This is a genomic window from Streptomyces antimicrobicus (assembly GCF_020532625.1).
Lineage (GTDB): Bacteria > Actinomycetota > Actinomycetes > Streptomycetales > Streptomycetaceae > Streptomyces > Streptomyces antimicrobicus.
Genome location: NZ_JAJAUY010000003.1, coordinates 48,793 through 67,764, shown reverse-complemented (window position 1 = coordinate 67,764; position 18,972 = coordinate 48,793). Strand labels below are relative to the sequence as shown.

Annotated in this window: 20 protein-coding genes; 10 read left to right on the top strand and 10 right to left on the bottom strand. The window is 72.0% G+C overall.

The genetic code is table 11. From position 1 onward, the window contains the following. Positions 1 to 1,386, top strand: coding sequence for a serine hydrolase domain-containing protein (locus LG632_RS01505; protein ID WP_226724471.1), 1,386 nt, complete (start codon positions 1 to 3; stop codon positions 1,384 to 1,386). Positions 1,387 to 1,485: 99 nt separating this feature from the next. Here the strand turns inward: LG632_RS01505 and LG632_RS01500 are convergent, their stop codons facing one another. Beyond that, positions 1,486 to 1,956, bottom strand: coding sequence for a GNAT family N-acetyltransferase (locus LG632_RS01500; RefSeq protein WP_226724470.1), 471 nt, complete (start codon positions 1,954 to 1,956; stop codon positions 1,486 to 1,488). 17 nt (positions 1,957 to 1,973) lie between these two features. Next, the gene (locus LG632_RS01495; protein WP_226724469.1) at positions 1,974 to 2,873 is read right to left on the bottom strand and encodes a GNAT family N-acetyltransferase; all 900 of its coding nucleotides are present in this window, start codon (positions 2,871 to 2,873) and stop codon (positions 1,974 to 1,976) included. Between the two features lie 161 nt (positions 2,874 to 3,034). Between LG632_RS01495 and LG632_RS01490 the strand changes: the two genes are divergently transcribed. Both LG632_RS01490 and LG632_RS01485 read left to right on the top strand, forming a co-directional pair. After that, the gene (locus LG632_RS01490; protein ID WP_226724468.1) at positions 3,035 to 3,685 is read left to right on the top strand and encodes an HAD family hydrolase; all 651 of its coding nucleotides are present in this window, start codon (positions 3,035 to 3,037) and stop codon (positions 3,683 to 3,685) included. 24 nt (positions 3,686 to 3,709) lie between these two features. Continuing rightward, positions 3,710 to 5,014 carry a globin domain-containing protein gene (locus LG632_RS01485; protein WP_374203375.1) on the top strand — a complete coding sequence of 435 codons (1,305 nt, stop codon included), beginning with the start codon at positions 3,710 to 3,712 and terminating at the stop codon, positions 5,012 to 5,014. Between the two features lie 68 nt (positions 5,015 to 5,082). Here the strand turns inward: LG632_RS01485 and LG632_RS01480 are convergent, their stop codons facing one another. The 4 genes from LG632_RS01480 to LG632_RS01465 all read right to left on the bottom strand — a co-directional run bounded on the left by LG632_RS01480 (position 5,083) and on the right by LG632_RS01465 (position 8,223). Continuing rightward, on the bottom strand, positions 5,083 to 5,562 hold the full coding sequence (locus LG632_RS01480) for an NUDIX domain-containing protein (RefSeq protein ID WP_226724466.1): 480 nt from the start codon (positions 5,560 to 5,562) through the stop codon (positions 5,083 to 5,085). Between the two features lie 43 nt (positions 5,563 to 5,605). Continuing rightward, on the bottom strand, positions 5,606 to 6,511 hold the full coding sequence (locus tag LG632_RS01475) for a LysR family transcriptional regulator (RefSeq protein WP_226724465.1): 906 nt from the start codon (positions 6,509 to 6,511) through the stop codon (positions 5,606 to 5,608). A gap of 182 nt (positions 6,512 to 6,693) precedes the next feature. Then, on the bottom strand, positions 6,694 to 7,839 hold the full coding sequence (locus LG632_RS01470) for a cystathionine gamma-lyase (protein ID WP_226724464.1): 1,146 nt from the start codon (positions 7,837 to 7,839) through the stop codon (positions 6,694 to 6,696). A gap of 9 nt (positions 7,840 to 7,848) precedes the next feature. Continuing rightward, positions 7,849 to 8,223 carry a phage holin family protein gene (locus tag LG632_RS01465; RefSeq protein WP_226724463.1) on the bottom strand — a complete coding sequence of 125 codons (375 nt, stop codon included), beginning with the start codon at positions 8,221 to 8,223 and terminating at the stop codon, positions 7,849 to 7,851. A 39-nt stretch (positions 8,224 to 8,262) separates the two neighbouring features. Here LG632_RS01465 and LG632_RS01460 point away from each other — a divergent pair, with 39 nt between their 5' ends. The 4 genes from LG632_RS01460 (at position 8,263) to LG632_RS01445 (ending at position 10,514) form a co-directional block, all read left to right on the top strand. Continuing rightward, positions 8,263 to 8,580: a cupin domain-containing protein gene (locus LG632_RS01460; RefSeq protein WP_226724462.1), complete on the top strand. Its 318-nt coding sequence runs from the start codon at positions 8,263 to 8,265 to the stop codon at positions 8,578 to 8,580. A 160-nt stretch (positions 8,581 to 8,740) separates the two neighbouring features. Continuing rightward, positions 8,741 to 8,959 carry a DUF5326 family protein gene (locus LG632_RS01455; protein ID WP_226724511.1) on the top strand — a complete coding sequence of 73 codons (219 nt, stop codon included), beginning with the start codon at positions 8,741 to 8,743 and terminating at the stop codon, positions 8,957 to 8,959. Between the two features lie 237 nt (positions 8,960 to 9,196). Then, positions 9,197 to 9,967 (top strand): IclR family transcriptional regulator, encoded by a 771-nt coding sequence (locus LG632_RS01450; RefSeq protein ID WP_374203374.1) that lies wholly within the window; start codon positions 9,197 to 9,199, stop codon positions 9,965 to 9,967. Positions 9,968 to 10,064: 97 nt separating this feature from the next. Next, a complete protein-coding gene (locus tag LG632_RS01445; RefSeq protein ID WP_226724460.1) occupies positions 10,065 to 10,514 on the top strand; it encodes an SsgA family sporulation/cell division regulator in 450 nt (149 codons plus the stop codon). Between the two features lie 3 nt (positions 10,515 to 10,517). Here the strand turns inward: LG632_RS01445 and LG632_RS01440 are convergent, their stop codons facing one another. Then, positions 10,518 to 11,972, bottom strand: a complete 1,455-nt coding sequence (locus LG632_RS01440; RefSeq protein ID WP_226724459.1) for a YibE/F family protein — start codon at positions 11,970 to 11,972, stop codon at positions 10,518 to 10,520. A 215-nt stretch (positions 11,973 to 12,187) separates the two neighbouring features. On the opposite strand from LG632_RS01440, the gene thiC reads away from it, so the two are divergent. The 3 genes from thiC to LG632_RS01425 all read left to right on the top strand — a co-directional run bounded on the left by thiC (position 12,188) and on the right by LG632_RS01425 (position 15,440). Continuing rightward, a complete protein-coding gene (gene thiC / locus LG632_RS01435; RefSeq protein ID WP_226724458.1) occupies positions 12,188 to 13,975 on the top strand; it encodes a phosphomethylpyrimidine synthase ThiC in 1,788 nt (595 codons plus the stop codon). A 204-nt stretch (positions 13,976 to 14,179) separates the two neighbouring features. Further along, complete coding sequence (locus LG632_RS01430; RefSeq protein WP_226724457.1) at positions 14,180 to 14,356, top strand: hypothetical protein; 177 nt, start codon at positions 14,180 to 14,182, stop codon at positions 14,354 to 14,356. Between the two features lie 319 nt (positions 14,357 to 14,675). Beyond that, positions 14,676 to 15,440, top strand: a complete 765-nt coding sequence (locus LG632_RS01425; RefSeq protein ID WP_226724456.1) for a hypothetical protein — start codon at positions 14,676 to 14,678, stop codon at positions 15,438 to 15,440. Positions 15,441 to 15,456: 16 nt separating this feature from the next. Here LG632_RS01425 and LG632_RS01420 read toward each other — a convergent pair whose 3' ends face one another. The 3 genes from LG632_RS01420 to LG632_RS01410 all read right to left on the bottom strand — a co-directional run bounded on the left by LG632_RS01420 (position 15,457) and on the right by LG632_RS01410 (position 18,970). Then, complete coding sequence (locus LG632_RS01420) at positions 15,457 to 16,254, bottom strand: hypothetical protein (protein ID WP_226724455.1); 798 nt, start codon at positions 16,252 to 16,254, stop codon at positions 15,457 to 15,459. Between the two features lie 149 nt (positions 16,255 to 16,403). Then, positions 16,404 to 17,672 carry a metallophosphoesterase family protein gene (locus tag LG632_RS01415; RefSeq protein ID WP_226724454.1) on the bottom strand — a complete coding sequence of 423 codons (1,269 nt, stop codon included), beginning with the start codon at positions 17,670 to 17,672 and terminating at the stop codon, positions 16,404 to 16,406. Between the two features lie 182 nt (positions 17,673 to 17,854). Continuing rightward, positions 17,855 to 18,970, bottom strand: coding sequence for a LacI family DNA-binding transcriptional regulator (locus LG632_RS01410; RefSeq protein WP_226724453.1), 1,116 nt, complete (start codon positions 18,968 to 18,970; stop codon positions 17,855 to 17,857). Positions 18,971 to 18,972 lie beyond the last annotated feature (2 nt).

Sequence of the window (18,972 nt, the reverse complement as noted above, 5' to 3'; positions counted from 1 at the left end):
ATGACCGACGTACCCGCAGATCTGGCCCTGCTCCCCGCCACCCGGCGCGCCCTGCTCCACCGGATCGCCGTGGCCCAGGCCGACGGGCGGGCGCCGTCGCTGGTGGCGGCGGTGGCCCGGGGCGGGCGGATCGTCTGGGAGGGCGCCCGGTCGATGATCGACGACCACGCCCCCGACGGCGACGTGCAGTACCGGATCGGGTCGATCAGCAAGACCTTCACCGCCGTCCTGGTGATGCGGCTGCGCGACGAAGGGCTGCTCGACCTCGGGGACGCGCTGGAGAAGCACCTGCCCGGGACGGCCGCCGGTGAGGTGACCGTCGCCCAACTGCTCGCGCACTCCGGCGGACTGGCCGCCGAGACCCCCGGCGCCTGGTGGGAGCGCAGCCCGGCCGCGCTGCGGCCGGAACTGGCGGACGTCCTCGGGCCCGAGCCGTTCCGGCACGCACCGGGGCGGCGCCACCACTACTCCAACCCCGGGTACACCCTGCTCGGTTCGCTGGTCGAGGCGGTCCGGGGCCGGCCCTGGGCCGAGGTGCTCCAGGACGAGGTCCTGCGGCCGCTGGGCCTGGAGAGGACGGGCGCCCAGCCCGAGGCACCGTACGCGGGCGGCTGGGCGGTCCACCCATGGGCCGACGTGATGATGCCGGAACCCGCGGAGGACCTCGGCCTGATGGCACCCGCGGGGCAGCTGTGGTCGACCACCCGGGACCTGGCACGGTTCGCGCTGTTCCTGTCCCGCGGCGACGAGCGGGTGCTGAGCGCCGACTCGGTGCGGGAGATGCGCACGGCCGCCTCGCCGCCGGAGCCGGGTCTCGCCGAGGCCGGCTACGGGCTGGGCCTGCAGCTGGCGCGTGCCGGGGACCGGTTGCTGGCCGGGCACAGCGGTTCGCTGCCGGGGTTCGTGGCGGGGCTGTGGCTGAGCGAGCCGGAGGACGTCGCGGCGGTGGTGCTGGCCAATTGCACCTCGGGCGTGGCCGCGTCGGCGGTCGCCATGGACCTGATCGCGATCGTCGCGGACGCCGAGCCGCGCATCCCGGAGCCGTGGCGGCCGTTCCGGGAGGCGGATCCGGTGGCGGTGGAGCTGGCCGGGCCCTGGTACTGGGGGACGTCCCCGCACCTGCTGCGGCTGCGCGCCGACGGCCTGCTGGAGCTGGGCCCGGTGGCCGCCCAGGGCCGCGCCTCCCGGTTCGCGCCGGCCGCCGACGGCACCTGGACCGGACTGACGGGCTACTACGCGGGGGAGACGCTCCGGGCGGTGCGCCGGCCCGACGGCTCGGTGAGCCACCTGGACCTGGCGTCGTTCGTCTTCACGCGCGAGCCGTACGACCAGGACGCCCCGGTGCCCGGCGGGGTGGACCCGCAGGGCTGGCGGGGCATCGGCTGAGCCACCGGCTGTCCGGCCCGCGACGGTCGGGAGCGGCCCGGAGCGGCCCGGCGCGGCGGCCCGGCGCGGCGACCCGGAGCGGGGGCCCGGAGCGGGACCTCAGAGGGCCCGCTTGAACCCGACGTGGGACGCCTCGAAGCCGAGCCGCTCGTAGAAGCGGTGGGCGTCGGTGCGGGTCGCGTCGGAGGTCAGCTGGATCAGCCGGCAGTCGGCGCGGCGGGAGGTGTCGATCGCCCACTCCATCAGGACGCCGCCCAGACCGCTGCCGCGCTCGTCGGCGTGGATCCGCACGCCCTCGACCAGGGCCCGGGTGGCGCCCTTGCGGGACAGGCCCGGGAGGAAGGTCAGTTGGAGGGTGCCGACGACCCGTTCCTCGCGGACCGCCACCACCAGTTGCTGGTGCGGATCGCCGCTCAGCTCCTTGAAGGCCTCGATGTAGGGGGTGAGGTCGTCGGGCGACTCCCGGGTGGCGCCGAGCGGGTCGTCGGCCAGCATGGCGACGATCGCGGGCAGGTCCGTCTCGGTGGCGGGCCGAATGGTGAGCCCGTCGGCGGCGGGTACAGCGGGCATGCGGAAGTGGTCCTTTCTCAGCCGGCGGCGACGGTGAGCGGAGCCCAGCGGCGGGTCCAGTCACCGGGCGGGCCAGGGACGGAACGGGTCATCACGGCGTTGAACGCGACCGACTTCAGGCCGCGCTCCTTGAGCCAGTCGATCAGCTCGTGGTGGCGTACGTCGATGTCGGTGCGCAGCGGCCGGTCGCTGCGCGCGGCGAGGGCGCCGACCAGTGCCTGGGCGGTGGTGGTGTCCTCGGCGACCAGGGGCCCGACGACATGGGTCGCCATGTTGGGCCAGGCGGCCGCGAAGCCGGTGAGGTGCCCGGTGGCGTTCTCGGCCACGAGCAGCAGGTCCGAGAAGGCCGGCAGCCTGGTGATCATGTGGGTGCGGTCGGTGCCGAACACCTCGGCATCCAGCGCCAGGATGCGGGGGAGGTCCTCCGCGGTCGCCGGTCGTACGGTCGCCGGCCCCACCGTTCCCGCGGAGTGCTCCGCGGCCGGGTCGGGTGAGAAGGGCCCGGTGAGCATCTCGGCACGGCCGACGACCTGGAAGCCCAGCTCTTCGTAGAGCGGCCGGCCGTACGGCGTGGAGTGGAGGGTGAGCGGCACGCCGCGGAGCACGTCGTCGCAGACATGCTTCATCAGTCGGCGGCCGAGGCCCTGGCGGGCGTAGCGCTCGGCGACGAGCACCATACCGATGGCGGCCAACTCCGGATCGTCGGCGGTGGTGCCGTACGCGGTGACCACACAGGCGGCGGCCAGGCCCTGCCCGTCGGGGGCGTCGACGCCGTAGCCCGTGCCGGCGCTGAGGAGCAGTCCCCATTTGTGCTCCTCGCGGGGCCAGCCGCGGTCGTCGGACAGGTCGGCGCAGTGGGTGAGATCCCCGAGGGTGAGCGGGCGGATCGTCGAGGCGGTGAGCAGTGGTGGTGTCACGGCCCCAGAGTGGATCATCCCCCTGGGGGCGTCCAGAGGTTTTGGCGCCCAGGTTTGTGTCGTGCCCGACTTCGGTCCATGTTTCACGTGAAACATGCTTTTCCTCGACCGAGTCCACGCCGGGCTGCCGGAAGGGAAAACGGACAGGCTAGCCTCGCCCCATGACGCTCCTTCACCTATTCGATCTCGACGGAACACTGATGCACGGCTCGGCGGCCCCGGTGGAGATTTCCCGCCAGCTTGGCCTGGATGCCGAGATCGCGGAGTTGGAGCGGGCTTTCAGCGCACGGGAGATCGGTCCGCCCGAGTTCGCGGTGGGGCTGCACGGCCTGTGGGCCCAACTGACTGCCGTCCACGTGCGGGCCGCGTTCGACGGGGCTCCGTGGCTGGCCGGCATCCGTGAGGTGTGGCAGGAGATCCGAGAGCGCGGGGACTACTGCGCGGTCGTCTCCCTGTCTCCGTCCTTCTTCGTGGAGCTGCTGCTGGAGTGGGGCGCCCACGCCGCGCACGGCTCGCTCTTCCCGGAAGTGCCCTTCACCCGGCCCGTGGACGTGACGGGGATCCTCACTCCCGAGGGCAAGGTCGTGGTGGCCGACGCGCTGTGCGAGCGGTTCGGGGTCACCCGGGCTGACTGCGTCGCCTACGGCGACTCGATGACCGACGCCGCGCTGTTCGCGGCGGTCCCGGTCTCCGTCGCGGTCAACGCACGGCCCCACGTGGCGGCCGTCGCCACCCATGTCTACGAGGGGCGCGATCTGCGCGAGGCTTATCGGATGGTGGGGGATTCGCGGTCCGAGGTCGCTGCATCTTAAGAGGAAAGGGGGTTCGAAGCGTCGATTTCGCGCAATTGCCCGCATGCGGCCTGCACGGCTGGCATATTGCGAAGCCCGGGACCACGGATTCGAAACCGTGGCGTGTGCAGACCGACCGAGATCCTCGAAGCGAGGCACCGCATGGACGCTCCGCCCACCAGTTCGGCCAGACGGAAGGTGGCCCGGATATCCACCGCGGGCAAGGCGACGGAACCCTCCCCCGATGCCGTGCTCATCCGCCGCACCCTCGCCGAGATCGGCCCCGTCGCCGACAAGGTGACCTCGTACTTCTACGCGCTGGTCTTCACCGGCCACCCCGAGCTGCGGGCCATGTTCCCCGCCGCCATGGACGTCCAGCGCGACCGGCTGCTCAAGGCCCTGCTGACGGCCGCCGAGCACATCGACGACCCCGACGTCCTCCTCCCGTACCTGCGCCGCCTGGGGACCGGTCACCGCAAGTACGGCACGCTCCCCCAGCACTACCCGGCCGTGGGCGAGGCCCTGATCCACGCGTTGACGCGGTACGCGGAGCGCTCCTGGGGGCCGGAGACCGAGGCCGCGTGGGTGCGGGCGTACACCTCGATCTCGCAGATCATGATCGACGCGGCCGCGGAGGACGAGCTCAAGTCCCCCGCCTGGTGGCACGCGGAGGTGGTCTCCCACGATCTGCGCACCCCGGACATCGCGGTGCTGACGGTCCGCCCCGACCAGCCGTACCCGTTCCTGGCCGGCCAGTACACGAGCCTGGAGACGCCGTGGTGGCCGCGCGTGTGGCGGCACTACTCCTTCGCCTCGGCGCCCCGCCAGGACGGGCTGCTGTCCTTCCACGTCAAGGCCGTCCCGGCCGGCTGGGTCTCCAACGCGCTGGTGCGTCGCGCCCGGCCCGGGGACGTGCTGCGGCTCGGTCCGCCGGCCGGCTCGATGGTGGTGGACCACTCCACCGACAACGGGATGCTGTGCCTGGCCGGTGGCACGGGCATCGCCCCGATCAAGGCACTGATCGAGGACGTGGCCGGACACGGTGAGCGCCGGCCGGTGGAGGTGTTCTTCGGGGCCCGCAGTGACAGCGACCTCTACGACAAGGACACCCTGCTCGGCCTCCAGCGTTCGCATCCCTGGTTGTCGGTGCGGCCCGTGGTGGGTGACGGCCTGGCCGGGCAGCTGCCGCAGGCCATCGGCGAGCACGGCCCGTGGAACTCGTACGACGCCTTCATCTCGGGCCCGCCCGGGATGATCCGCAGCGGTGTGGACGCGCTCAAGCGCATCGGGATCCCCGGAGAGCGGATCCGGCACGACGCGCTGGAGGAACTGGCAGGCGTCGCCGGCTGACCCGCGCGTCGCCGGCTGTGCCGGACGAGGCCGCCGGCCGGACCCGGGCGGCGTCGCGCGTCGCCGGATCAGCCCAGGTCGGGCGCGTGCATCGCCCGCACGCCCTCGATGTTCCCGTCCAGGTAGTGCCGCAGCGACAGCGGGACGAGATGGACCGCCGCGATACCGACCCTGCTGAAGGGCACCCGGACGATCTCGTACTCGCCGGCGGGCTCCTCGACCTCAGGGCCGTGGCGCAGGTCCGGGTCCATCGAGACGAGCCGGCACACGAAGAAGTGCTGCACCTTCACCCCCGTCACCCCGCCCTCGGCGATGTGCTCGACGGTGTCGACGAAACAGGGCACCACATCGGTGATCTTCGCGCCGAGCTCCTCGAGGACCTCGCGGTGCAGGGCCTCGACGACCGTGGCGTCGGTGGACTCCACCCCGCCTCCGGGCGTGACCCAGTACGGGTCGACACCGGGCTTCGTGCGCTTGATCAGGATCAGGTCGTCACCGTCGAGCAGGATCGCGCGGGCGGTGCGTTTGACGACGGGACGTTCGGTCATGGGAGAAGAGTGGCCCAGGAGTTCCCGTCTGAAACGCAGCGGCTCACCACTCGGCCGCCGCCGCCCCCAACAACCGGGCGTGCGCCCGACCGAGGTGCGCGAGGGCCAGGCCCCCGGTCCGTACGACGAGGAACCAGGTGCGCAGCGGCGGCACCTCGGGCTCCAGCAGGGCCACGACCTCTCCCCGGTCCAGCGCCGCCCGGCACAGGTAGCGCGGCAGCACGGCCACGCCGGCACCGGCCCGTACGGCCTCCAGCACGGCCCGCAGATCCGGTACGACCACGGTCGCGGGGGCCGCAGGCGGGGTGTCGAAGACGGTGCTCCAGTACCGGCCCACCAGCGGGAGGGACTCGTGGACGTCCACGAGCGGAATACCGTCGAGCGCGGCGGGGCCCTTGTCCCCGAGCACGTCGGGGTCGACCAGCGCGGCCCAGTAGGGCGCGGCCAGCAGGACGTGCTCCTCGTCGCACAGGGCCGTGGCGGCGAACAGTCCGCCCCGCGGCCGGGTGGTGGTGACGACCAGGTCGTGGTGGCCGGCGGCCAGGCCGTCGAGCACCTCCTGGGAGCCGGTGACCTCGGTGACGCGCAGGCTCTGGCCCTGTCCGACGAGGGGCGCCAGGGCGGGCAGTACGCGCAGGCACAGGAACTCCGGGGGCCCGGCCACGTGCAGGGTGCGGGCGCTCGAGCCGCCGGTGAAGCCGCCCTCGGCCTCGGCCAGGGCCAGCAGGGCGTCCAGGTGCGGGGCCGCCTTGTGGGCCAGTTCGTCGCCCACGGCGGTGGGGGTGACGCCGCGGGCGCGGCGCAGGAACAGGGGTCGGCCGAGCTGCCGTTCCAGCGTGCGGATCTGGGAGGTGACGGCGGGCTGGGACAGCCCGAGCAGGGCCGCGGCCCTCGTGAAAGAGCCGGCCCGGTGCACCGCGACGAAGGTGCGCAGCAGGGCCAGGTCCATGGCTGCCCCTCTCGATGAGGCCTTCAACTATAAATAAGTCGATAGGTCCCTGTCGCTCCTGTGATTGGACTCTGACAGAGAGTCAACTAGCCTTGTCCGCGTGGCTCTTCACCGGTCCGGCGACGCGGGGAGGCCGCAGCGGTCCGAGCCATGAGGGGGGAGGCTCGGACCGCTCCCACGTGCTACGTCGCGGCGATGTCCAGGCCCCTGAGCACGTCGGCGACGAGGTCCGCGGTGTCCTCGGCACCCGCGGAGAACCGGACGAACCCCTCGGCGACGGCGTCGCCGCCCCACCGGCCGCGCCGCTCGGCGGTGGACCGCACCCCACCGAAGCTCGTGGCGTCCTCGACCAGTTCCAGAGCGGCGAGGAAGCGCTCGGCGTGCGCCCGGTCGGGCAGGGTGAAGGAGACCACCGATCCGTAGCCCCACATCTGCCGGGCGGCCCGCTGGTGGGAAGGGTCGCCCGGCAGGCCCGGGTACCGCAGCCCGGTGACCTCCGGGCGGCCGGCCAGGGCCTCCGCCACGGCCAGCGCGTTGTCCCACTGCCGGTGCGTGCGCAGCTGGAGCGTGGCCAGCGAACGGTGGGCGAGCCAGGCCTCCATGGGTCCCGGCACGGCGCCGACGATCTTGCGCCAGTGCCGGATGTCCGCGGCGAGCTGCGGATCGCGGCAGGTGACGTGGCCGAGCAGCAGATCCCCGTGCCCGGTGAGCCCCTTGGTGCCGCTGGCCACGGAGAAGTCCGCGCCCAGCTCCAGCGGACGCTGGCCTAGGGGGGTGGCCAGGGTGTTGTCGACGGCCACGAGCGCGCCGCCCGCGTGCGCGGCCTCGGCCAGGCGCCGTACGTCGCACACGTCGAGACCGGGGTTGGACGGGGTCTCCAGCCACAGCAGCCGGGCCCCTTCGAGGACGTCGAGCTGGGCGTCGTCGGCGGTCGGGGCGGTGCGGACCTCGACCCCGTACGCCTCCAGTCGGGCACGGACCAGGGGCAGGGCCTGGTAGCCGTCGTCGGGCAGCACGACGATGTCCCCGGCGCGGCTGCGGGAGAGCAGGACGGCGGAGACCGCCGCCATGCCGGAGGCGAAGACGACCGTCTCGGCGGACTCGTCCCCGGGCGCCTCCAGTTCGGCGACGGCACGTTCCAGCAGGGTCCACGTGGGGTTGGAGTCGCGACCGTAGGTGTACGGTCCCTCGACGTCGCCGGGCAGGTGGAAGTGGGCGGCGAAGACCGGCCCCGGCAGGGGCGGTTCGTTCTTGACCGGCTCGGGCAGGCCGGCCCGGACGGCACGGGTGCCGTCGCCGAGCGGCGCGGACGGGGGGTGCGCGGTCATGCCGGTCCGTCAGTCCCGGTCCAGGACCAGGTTGGCGGCCCAGGAGACGATGGAGATGATCAGGCCGCCGACGACCGCGGTCCAGAAGCCCTCGACGTGGAAGCCGAGGTCGAGCTTGCCCGCGACCCAGGAGGTCAGCAGCAGCATCAAGGCGTTCACGACCAGGGTGAAGAGCCCGAGGGTGAGGATGAACAATGGCAGGGACAGCAGCTTCACCACCGGCTTGACGACGGCATTGATCAGTCCGAAGACCACGGCGACCAGCAGCAGGGTGACGGCCTTGCCGCCGTTGCTCTCGTCGGTCAGCTGGATGTCCTCGATCAGGAGCCAGGCCACGGCCAGTGCCACCGCGTTGGCGATCGTCTTGAGTACGAAATTCATCATGGGACCGATCGTTGCAGAGAAGAAAGGGTCACGAGGAGCATGAAGGCCTTCCGGCTTGACGAACTGGAAGCGGAACGCGTCGCGAACGAGGGCGCATACCTGCAGTTCCTGCGCGAGCGGAACATGTCGGTCGGGCTGTACGCGCTCGACGCCGGGCAGAGCGATCCGCAGAACCCGCACCGCCAGGACGAGGTCTACTTCGTCGTCAGCGGCCGGGCCTCGATCACCGTCGGGGACGAGACGACGACGGTGGCCCGCGGCAGCGTGGTCTACGTGCCGGCCGGGGTGCCGCACAAGTTCCACCACATCAGCGAGGACCTGAGGGTCCTGGTCGTGTTCTCGCCGCCGGAGGCCTGAGGGGGCGTCCGGCCCGGCCGCACCTCGCGGGAGCCGCCGACACCCCTAAGGGGCGGATCAGGGGACTCCAAGGGCCCGGGCGGCCCTTTTCCGCTTCCCGGCCTCCTAGCATCGGACGCAGGAAGTCAAGGACGAGGAAGGGCTGAGGGGAATGGACGGGATCCGGGAGATATTCGCAGGCATGCCCTGGTGGGTGAAGTGGGTAGCGGTTCCGCTTCTGGCGCTCTTCGTCTTCGGCGGGGTCATCACCAGCATCCTCGGTGCGCTGATCAGCTTCGTCTTCAAGGCCCTGCTGTTCGTGGCGCTGGTCGGCGGTCTGATTTTCGTGGTGAAGAAGTTCCGCGGAAACGATGCGAAGGCCACCCACGGAGACTGGTAACCCGCACGGGGATTAACCCAGGCGGGCGAACGTGGCGGCCTCGACTGCCGCAGTGCCGGAATCGGCGGATAGGGTGGCAATCCGTGCCGTGCCCGGGGCGCCGAATCCCGGAATCCGTCCTGACCAGCGGCGTTGTCGTCGGCCTCCGGGCACAGGACCTCCAGGGGGCGCGGACGTACGGGGGCGGCTCCCGCAGGGCGGGCCCCAGCGGCCCGTCGCCACTCCTGGGGGTGCGCTTTGCCAGCGGTTCACAATGCCGGTGTGCCGACTCTGATCGGTTCGGTGCAGAGAGCGCTGAGACTGCTGGAAGCGGCGGGCTCCCACAGCCAGGGGGCCCCGGCGAAGCAGCTGGCGCGCGAGGCCGGCCTCCCCCTCCCGACCGCGTACCACCTGCTGCGGACCCTGACCCATGAGGGCTACCTGCGGCGTGAGGACGGGGTGTTCGTCCTCGGCGAGGCAGCCGGGCGGCTGGCGGGCGGCAGGGTGCCGCAGAAACGTCGCACCAAGATCCTGGAATCCCTCGCCCACTTCCGGGACGTGGTCGGCGCCCCGGTCTACTTCGCGGTCTACCGGGACGGCGAGATCGAGATCGTCGGGGTCTCGGACACCCCGTCGAGCCCCGCGTGCGAGGAGTGGGCCGAATTCCGCCGGACCGGATTCGCGCACGCCATCGGCCAGTGCCTGCTCAGCCAGCTCGACGAAGAGGCGCGCCGGGACTACTACGAACGCCACCCGGTGGAGCCGATCACCCCGTACACCGTCCGCGACCTCCGGGCGCTGGAGGAGCGGATCGGTTCGATCGGCCGAATGCAGCCAGTGACCGAACGCCAGGAATATGCCTTGGGCATTGTGTGCGCGGCCATTCCGATCACAGTGGGTGACACCGCCGCGACCATGGCCATTTCCCTTCCTGTGCACCAAGAGGCCAGGTTGCTCTATGTGGTTGATCGGCTTCGGAGTGAAGTAGGCGCGCTGCTGAGCTCGCTCTCGTTCTCTATCAGTATCTGAAATATCACTCCTTGTGATCTGCTAGCGCTTCCACCACTCTTGTCAAGAGGGCCCTGGGGGACCATTCCTGGCCACTTCCAACACTGCGGGGTAGGACATGCGCGAGTCGGTACAGGCAGAGGTCATGATGAGCTTCCTCGTTTCCGAGGAGCTCTCGTTCCGGATCCCGGTGGAGCTCCGGTACGACGCACTGGACCCGTACGCGGTCCGCCTGACCTTCCACCTGCCCGGGGACGCGCCGGTGACGTGGGCCTTCGGCCGCGAACTCCTCCTGGACGGCATCAACAAGCCGTGCGGCGACGGCGACGTGCACATCGCTCCCACCGGACCCGAGGACCTCTCCGACGTCCACATCCGGCTCCAGGTCGGCGGGGACCGGGCGCTGTTCCGGGCCGGTGCGGCGCCGCTGGTGGCCTTCCTCGACCGGACCGACCGGCTGGTGCCGCTCGGTCAGGAGCGCAACCTCGGCGACTTCGAGGAGAGCCTCGACCAGGCCCTGGGCAAGATCCTGGCCGACGCGCGGCAGAACGAGCAGAACGCGGGCTGACGGTCAGCGCTTGCGACGCCGGCGTCCCCGGCCGCCGCGGCCCGTCCCGGCGGCCGGGGACCCCGACGCCTCCGGCCGGTCGGCGGAGACCACGACGGCCGCGAGGGCCGTGGTCACCGGCACCGAGGCGACCAGTCCGATCGACCCGACCAGCGTCCGTACGATCTCCTCGGCGACCAGTTCGCTGTTGGCGACCGCGCCCATGCTGCTGTTCGCGATCGAGAACAGCAGGAGCAGGGGCAGGGCGGCGCCGGCGTAGGCGAGGATCAGGGTGTTGACCACGGAGGCGATGTGGTCGCGGCCGATCCGGATCGCCGCCCGGTACAGCGCGCGGGGGCCCATCGTGGGGTCGGCCTGGTGGAGTTCCCACACCGCCGAGGTCTGGGTGACCGTCACGTCGTCGAGCACGCCGAGCGATCCGATGATGACGCCGGCCAGCAGCAGGCCGCTCATGTCGATGTCCGGGTAGAGCCCGTGGATCAGGCCGGTGTTGTCGTCGGTGTTGCCGCTGAGGAACGCCCAGTCGATGAACAGCGTGCCCAGCAGGCCGATCAGGAGCAGCGAGACGAGCGTGCCGAGGACCGCGACCGAGGTGCGGGCCGTCAGGCCGTGGCACATATAGAGCGCGATCAGCATGATGGCGCTCGCGCCGACCACCGCCACGACCAGCGGGTTCGAACCTTGCAGGATGGCCGGGAGGATGAACAGCGTCAGGATCAGGAAGCTGATGGCGAGCGCGATCAGGGCGAACAGCCCCCGCAGCCGTCCGACCACCACCACGGCCAGGGCGAAGATGCCGGCCAGCAGTGCGATGGGGAACTTCCGGTTCACGTCGATCACGGAGTACTGGAGGTCCTTGGGCGCGTCCGGCGCGTAGGCCACGACGACCTCCTGGCCGTCGGACAACTGCCGTGGCGCGCCGGGTTGGACGATCTCCACGAAGGTGCGGCCGGCGTCCGGACCGGTGCCCACCTCGACGGTGGCCTTCTTGCACGCGCCGGTCTGCGCGGCCTGTGCCTCGCGCCCCGACGGGGTCGAGGTGTCCCCGGTGGGCGGGACCTGGGCGGCGTTCACCGATTTGCAGTCGACACTTTCGAGCTTGACGACCCGGCCCTGCTGGGTCTGCCGGTCGAAGCCGACGCCGGTGCGCTCGTGCGCCGGGGCGCCACCGGGCCACAGGACGGCCATGCCGACGAGGACGGCCGCGGCGAAGGGGACCAGCACGGCGGCGATGACCTTGCGCAGGTGCCGCGAGACGGGGGCCGCCGGACCGTGGCCGTGGCTGTGGCCATGACTGTGGCCGTGGCCGGTGCCTGCGCCGTTGCCGCTGCCGTTGCCCTGGCTTCGGCCGTGGCTTTGGCCGTGGCCATGACCGGGGCCGTCGCCGGGGCCGTGTCCGTGGCCGTAGTGGCCAGGGGGAGGCGTGGGCTCGGTGGGGGGCTGCGGCACATGCGTCACAGGCAGATCATCGCAAGAGATGAGGGGCCCCACTGTTCAGCACGCCACACATGACGCTAGCGTGGGGGCACCTTTGCACAACGCGGGAGCTCGGAGCACCGGGCTGAGAGGGCGCTGATCACCGTACGCGCGTCGAGGACGACGGGTACGGGAGGAGGCTGCGTCGACCGCCGAACCTGTTACCGGGTAATGCCGGCGTAGGGAGATCAGGTCTGATGACCATTCAGGACGCAACGACGCCTGCCGTCAGCCAGGACGGCACCGGCCAGGACCAGCGCACGCCGGGCTGGCACAAGGGCTACGTCCAGGGCTCGCGCCCCGACATCCGGGTGCCCGTCCGCCAGGTCCACCTCACCAACGGCAAGGACGTGACGCTCTACGACACGTCCGGTCCGTACACCGACCCGCAGATCGACACCGACGTCCGCCGCGGCCTGCCGCCGCTGCGCGAGAACTGGATCATCGGCCGCGGGGACACCGAGGAGTACGCGGGCCGGCCCGTCCGTCCCGAGGACGACGGCATCAAGCACACCTCGCCGCGCGGGGGCCTGAAGAACCTCGACGCGGTCTTCCCGGGCCGTCCGCGGCTGCCCCGGCGCGGCCGCGAGGGGCAGGCCGTCACCCAGCTCGCGTACGCGCGCCGCGGGGAGATCACCCCGGAGATGGAGTACGTCGCGATCCGCGAGAACGTCTCCCCCGAGGTGGTGCGCGAGGAGATCGCCGCAGGTCGCGCGGTGCTCCCGGCCAACGTGAACCACCCGGAGATCGAGCCGATGATCATCGGCAAGAAGTTCCTGGTGAAGGTCAACGCCAACATCGGCAACTCCGCCGTGACCTCCTCCATCGAGGAGGAGGTGGAGAAGATGACCTGGGCCACCCGCTGGGGCGCCGACACGGTCATGGACCTCTCCACCGGCCGCAACATCCACACCACCCGCGAGTGGGTGCTGCGCAACTCCCCCGTCCCCATCGGCACCGTGCCCCTCTACCAGGCCCTGGAGAAGGTCGACGGCAAGGCCGAGGAGCTGACCTGGGAGATCTACAAGGACACGGTCATCGAGCAGGCCGAGCAGGGCGTGGACTACATGACCGTCCACGCGGGCGTGCTGCTGCCGTACGTCCCGCTGACCGCGCGCCGCAAGACCGGCATCGTCTCGCGCGGCGGTTCGATCATGGCCGCGTGGTGCCTGGCCCACCACAAGGAGAACTTCCTCTACACGAACTTCGAGGAGCTCTGCGAGATCCTCGCGACGTACGACGTCACGTACTCCCTCGGTGACGGCCTGCGCCCCGGCTCCATCGCGGACGCCAACGACGCGGCCCAGTTCGCCGAGCTCAAGACCCTGGGCGAGCTCAACACCATCGCCAAGCGGCACAACGTGCAGACCATGATCGAGGGCCCGGGCCACGTCCCGATGCACAAGATCAAGGAGAACATCGACCTCCAGCAGGAGATCTGCGAGGAGGCGCCGTTCTACACGCTCGGCCCGCTGACCACGGATGTCGCGCCCGCCTACGACCACATCACCTCCGGCATCGGCGCCGCGATGATCGCCTGGTGGGGCACGGCCATGCTCTGCTACGTGACTCCCAAGGAGCACCTGGGCCTGCCCAACCGCGACGACGTCAAGACCGGCGTCATCACGTACAAGATCGCGGCGCACGCGGCGGACCTGGCCAAGGGCCACCCGGGCGCGCAGGAGTGGGACGACGCGCTGTCGGACGCCCGCTTCGAGTTCCGCTGGGAGGACCAGTTCAACCTGGCCCTCGACCCGGACACCGCCCGCGAGTTCCACGACGAGACGCTGCCCGCCGAGCCGGCGAAGACGGCGCACTTCTGCTCGATGTGCGGTCCCAAGTTCTGCTCGATGAAGATCTCCCAGGACATCCGCCGCGAGCACGGCGGCGACCTGAAGGCCGAGGAGATCGAGGCGGGCATGGCGGAGAAGTCCGCCGAGTTCGCCGCCGCCGGCAACCGCGTGTACCTGCCGCTGGCGGACTGAGCCCGGGAACCGGCCCGCGACCTCATGGGGGGAGTCGCGGGCCGGCCCGTTCCCGGCGCCGGGCGGCGGTCATCCCTCGCCCGGCGTGGGTACGGGCACCAGGCGGTCGGCGGCGAAGGCGCGGTTGATCCCGGTCCGGCGCCGGTGGACCTCGGGCAGGTCGTCCATGGCCAGCAGCCGGTCGCAGCGGCCAGGGAACCGGCCATGTCGCCGCCCCCCCGGTACGAGGTGATGGAGTGCTCGATCAGCAGCCTCCAGCGGTACACCCAGGGCTGGATGAAGAGCAGGTCGTCCGGGGCGGGCCGGTCCACGCCGGCGCTGTTCACCGCGTGGTCGGCGCGGCAGCGGCCGCGCACCCGCAGCCGTGAGGCCGGCTCGTAGCAGGCCTCCAGCTGTTCGGGCCGCGCCTCCCAGGCGCGGACCAGGGCGTCCATGCCGGCCGGCCAGTTGCCGGACTCCGCGTGCAGGACGCCGACCTGGAGGAGGCAGAAGCAGAGCGGGACCGTAGGGAGGCGGAGGGCCGGGCAGGTTCAGGCGCGCGGGGCCGGGACCCCGGGTGGCCCTGCGGGAGGCACCCGTGTGGTGGCGCGTCACTGCGCCGTTCCGCTGACGGGTGCGCGAGGCGCCGTGCCCTGGGCCGCTGAGGTCCACAGGATGTGCGCGGAAGTCATTCCATCCGAAAATCGGCAAGGAGCGGCGCATGCGTCCCCATCGTCCCGACCGTCCTGAGAACAGGACCCGATCCCTCCTCGGCCCGCTGTCCGCGCGCAGGGCCTGGCTGACCGGCGGCACGGCCGCCGCGGCGGCCGCACTCGTCCTCTCGGGCGTTCTCGCCCCGAGCGCCTCGGCGGCCCCGGTCCCGGCCCCGGGCCCGGCGGAGGTCCCGGCGGACCACTGCAAGTCGTACGACAAGGACCGCTACGACGACGAGGGCCGGCGCGCGCCCGGCGCCAAGTCCGGCGCCCATGACGACGACGACTGCAAGCGCGGGCCGCGGGGTCCGCGCGGCAAGAGGGGCAAGCGCGGGCCCGTGGGCCCGGCGGGTCCGGCCGGTCCGGCGGGTCCGGCCGGTCCGTGCATCGACATCGACACGGTGATCATCGGCAACAACGAGGCCTTCGCCGCAGCCGTCCGCAACGGCGCCACCTTCGGCGGGCGCGCACCCTCCGACGGCGGTGCCGTCGCCTGGCAGAACCTCTCCGCGCTCCCGGGCTACCCGGTCGCCGCCACGGACGGAACCCCCTGCTCGGTCGGGATCGCGGCCCGGGGCAACGACGCGTGGATCAGGATCCTGACCACCAACGGCCGGGTCTTCGAGCTCCAGGTGACCATCACGGGGCAGACCTTCACCCCGAACCCCGCCGGCTGGGTCCTCCAGAACACCCTCCCCGGAGGCGTCCTGCGCCGCGGCAGCACGCTCTTCTCGAAGGACCTGTCCTTCGATTACGCGCCCAACGCCGTCTGAACGGTCCGCGAGGCGCTCACCGCGGCCCGTCCTGCGGGCCCTCGACGTCCGGGCTCGTGAAGTCCGGCGCCGTGTAACCGGGCCGGGTGTATCCCAGATCAGGGATGCGCCCGGCCCGTGGCGTGTGCGGTGCCGGGGCGCCGGGAGCGGCCCCCGGACCGGTGGCAGGGACGCCGGGCCCGGCGCCCGGACCGGCCAGCGCGTCCTGCAGGAACGGCACGATGCCCTGCTCCAGCAGGGCGCGGCGCCAGGCGTCCCGGGCCCGCGAGACCTCGTCCGGCACGGCGTCCCCGCGCTGGGCCACGACCTCCGTCGCGCTGTTGCGTACGGCGGCCACCAGCAGCCCGACCGCCGCGAGCAGCAGCGACACCACCGTCAGGCCGCCGAAGACCCAGCCGGCGGTCAGCAGGGTGTCGGCGAAGGCCGGCTCGGGCTCGACCAGCTTCAGCACGTAGCCCACCAGCAGGAAGATCAGCATGGCGGTGCCGGCCAGGACGGGAGCCAGGACCGCGATCACCGCGATCACGCCGGCCCCGGTGTCGCCGTCGCCGTCGTCCTCCTCGGCGCCCGCCGCGAGCGGGTCCTCGCGCAGTTGCTCGCGGACCTTCACGTAGTGGTCGTACTCGGTGGCGGCCGCCGCCGTGAGCAGAGCCTGGGCGTTCAGGGCCATGGTGCGCAGCTGTTCGGCATTCAGCCGTTCGCCCAGCGTGGTCAACCCGGGGCGTTCGTGCGCGGTGCGCAGCGCCTCGTCCAGGAGCCGGTGGAATTCCGGCCGGTCCTCGGTCAGCAGATGCGAAGCGCTGGTCATGTGCATCCCCCGATGCTCCGCCCGGGCCGGCTCAGCCCGCACGGACCGGGCCGCCGGCACAAACGGAGGAGAGCCTGCTACGGACAGAGCGATGGTAGAGCGCCCCCGCCGTACGGTGACAGGGACTTATCAGAAATACCCATGGTCGGGAACGCTCAGTCACCCAGGGGGAGTTGCACCACCAGCAGCTTGCCGGCCATCGTCACTCCGCCGTCCATCGCGATCGCGAGCCCGTCCGCGTACACGTGCGGGCCGTCCACGGCCTCCGGGCCGCGGTCCTCCTCGCCGTCCTCGGTCCCGACCTCGCCGAGCAGGTACGGGATCGGGCTGTGCCCGTGGACCACGCGCGAGCCGCCGTAGGTGGCCAGCAGCTCCCGGACGGCCTGCGGCCCGTTCTCCTCGTCGCGGAAGGCGAACCGCTTGGTGAACTTCCGGAACAGGTCCCACGTGACATCTGCGTCGTGTCGGTTCAGCTGCTCGTGGACGGTGTCGTTGACGTCCTCGATGGAGGCGCCGTAGTCGAGGTAGGCGGTGGTGTCGGAGTGCAGCAGCAGGTGGCCGTCCACGAGCGCGGCCGCGTCCAGTCGGGACATCCACTGGATGTGGACGTCCTCCAGCCGGTCCATGTCGACGCGCTGGCCGCCGTTGAGCAGCCAGGCGGCCTGGAAGGTGGCGGTGCCGGCGCCGGAGTTGACGGGGGTGTCACCGAACCGCTTGGCGCCGATGAGCAGCAGCTCGTGGTTGCCCATGAGGGCCTTGCAGTAGCCGCCGGCGGCGGCCGCCTCGGCGGACAGCCGCATGACCAGGTCGATCACGCCGATGCCGTCGGGGCCGCGGTCGGTGAAGTCGCCGAGGAACCACAGCCGGGCGTTTCCCGCGGACCAGCGGCAGTCGGCGTCGATCAGGCCCTGGGCGTGGAGTTCGGCGACCAGCTCGTCGAGGTAGCCGTGCACGTCGCCGACGACGTAGAGCGGGCCGGGGCCCGTGCTCGGCACGTCCTGCGGGACGAACTGGACCTGGAGGGTGTTGCCGGGGCCGTCGGCGACGCGGCTGATCACCGGCAGGTCGCGCTGGGTGGGCGTGTACCCGTCGGGGCCCTCGGCGGGCGGCTCGACGGGCGCCGGTGCGGGCGCGTTTGCCGGGACGGGCGGGTTGGCCGCGACCGGCGCGCTCGCCGCGACGTGCGCGGGCACCGCGGGCGCCGGGGGAGCGGCCGGTGCCGGTGGGGCGGCGGGGGCGTAGCCGGGCTGCGGCGGGACGGACGTCCCGCTCTCCTCGTAGTACGCGGGGTACTCGCCGTACACGGGGGCCTCGGTGCGCTGGTCGCCGGACACGGGGTACGGCACGGGTTCGGACGTGGGGACCTTGAAGTCCCGCAGCGTTTCCGTCCGCATCGCGGGTCCCTGACCGGCCCCCTGAGTCATCGACCCCTCCACCACCGTCGCGCGTCCGTACACCTGCGGACCCCCCTGTCCTCCGGGCCGGAGGGTCCGTGATGTCGTGCGCCCATCATAGGAATGCGGCTCGCTCTGTGTGACGCACCAGGGGTGGTGAATCCTGTCCGGAGCCGATCGTTCCGGCCAGTTTCTCCTGTTTTGGTTACTTGTCAGTTCTGTGCCGGGGAGCGCGGCGGGCTGACCGTGGTGCGTGGCTGCCTGCGCTGGGACGACGTACGGACGATCAGCTCGGTCGGCACCACCTGCTCCACCGGCCGGCCGGTGTCCACTCCCTCGATGGCGTCGATGAGCAACTGCACGACGGCGGTGCCGATGCGGCGCGGCTTGAGGGAGAGCGTGGTGATCGGCGGTTCGGTGTTGGCGTAGACGGTCGACTCGCTGCAGCACACGAGCAGCAGGTCGTCCGGGACGCGCAGGCCGTAGCGGCGGGCGGCGGCCAGCAGGTCGGTGCCGTTGGGGTCGAAGAGGCCGTAGACGGCGTCCGGCCGGTCGGGCCGGGCGAGCAGCCGGTCGGCGGCGACGGCCCCGGCGCAGGGGTCGTGCGCCGGGTAGGACTCGTAGACGGGGTCCTGGCCGACCCGGTCGCACCAGTTGAGGTACGCCGTCGTGGACAGCCGGGTGTACGTGTCGGTGGTGGTGCCGGTCAGCAGCCCGATGCGGCGGGCGCCGGCGGCGGCCAGGTGGTCGAGCAGGTTGAGGACGGCGGCCTCGTGGTCGTTGTCCACCCAGGCGGTGACGGGCAGCGAGCCCGCGGGACGGCCGTCGGAGACGACGGGCAGGCCCTGCCGGACCAGCTCGGTGACGACCGGGTCGTGGTCGGAGGGGTCGATGACGACGGTGCCGTCGAGGGCGACGTTCGACCAGACGTCGTGGCGGGAGGTCGCGGGGAGGATGACGAGGGCGTAGCCGCGGGCGAGCGCGGCGGAGGTGGCGGCCCGGGCCATCTCGGCGAAGTACGCGAACTCGGTGAAGGTGAAAGGTTCATCCCCGTACGTCGTCACGGTCAGGCCGATGAGTCCCGACTTGCCGGTACGGAGGGTGCGGGCCGCCGCGGACGGGCGGTAGCCCAGCCGGTCGGCGACCTCGCGGACGTGGCGGCGGGTGGCGTCCGGCAGCCGGCCCTTGCCATTGAGCGCGTCGGAGACGGTCGTGATCGAGACGCCCGCCGCGGCGGCCACGTCCCTGATGCCGGCCCGGCCCTGGCGGCCGGCGGCCCGCCGGGTGGTCTCGGTCCGGCTCACCTGATGCTTCCCTGCTGCTGTCATGG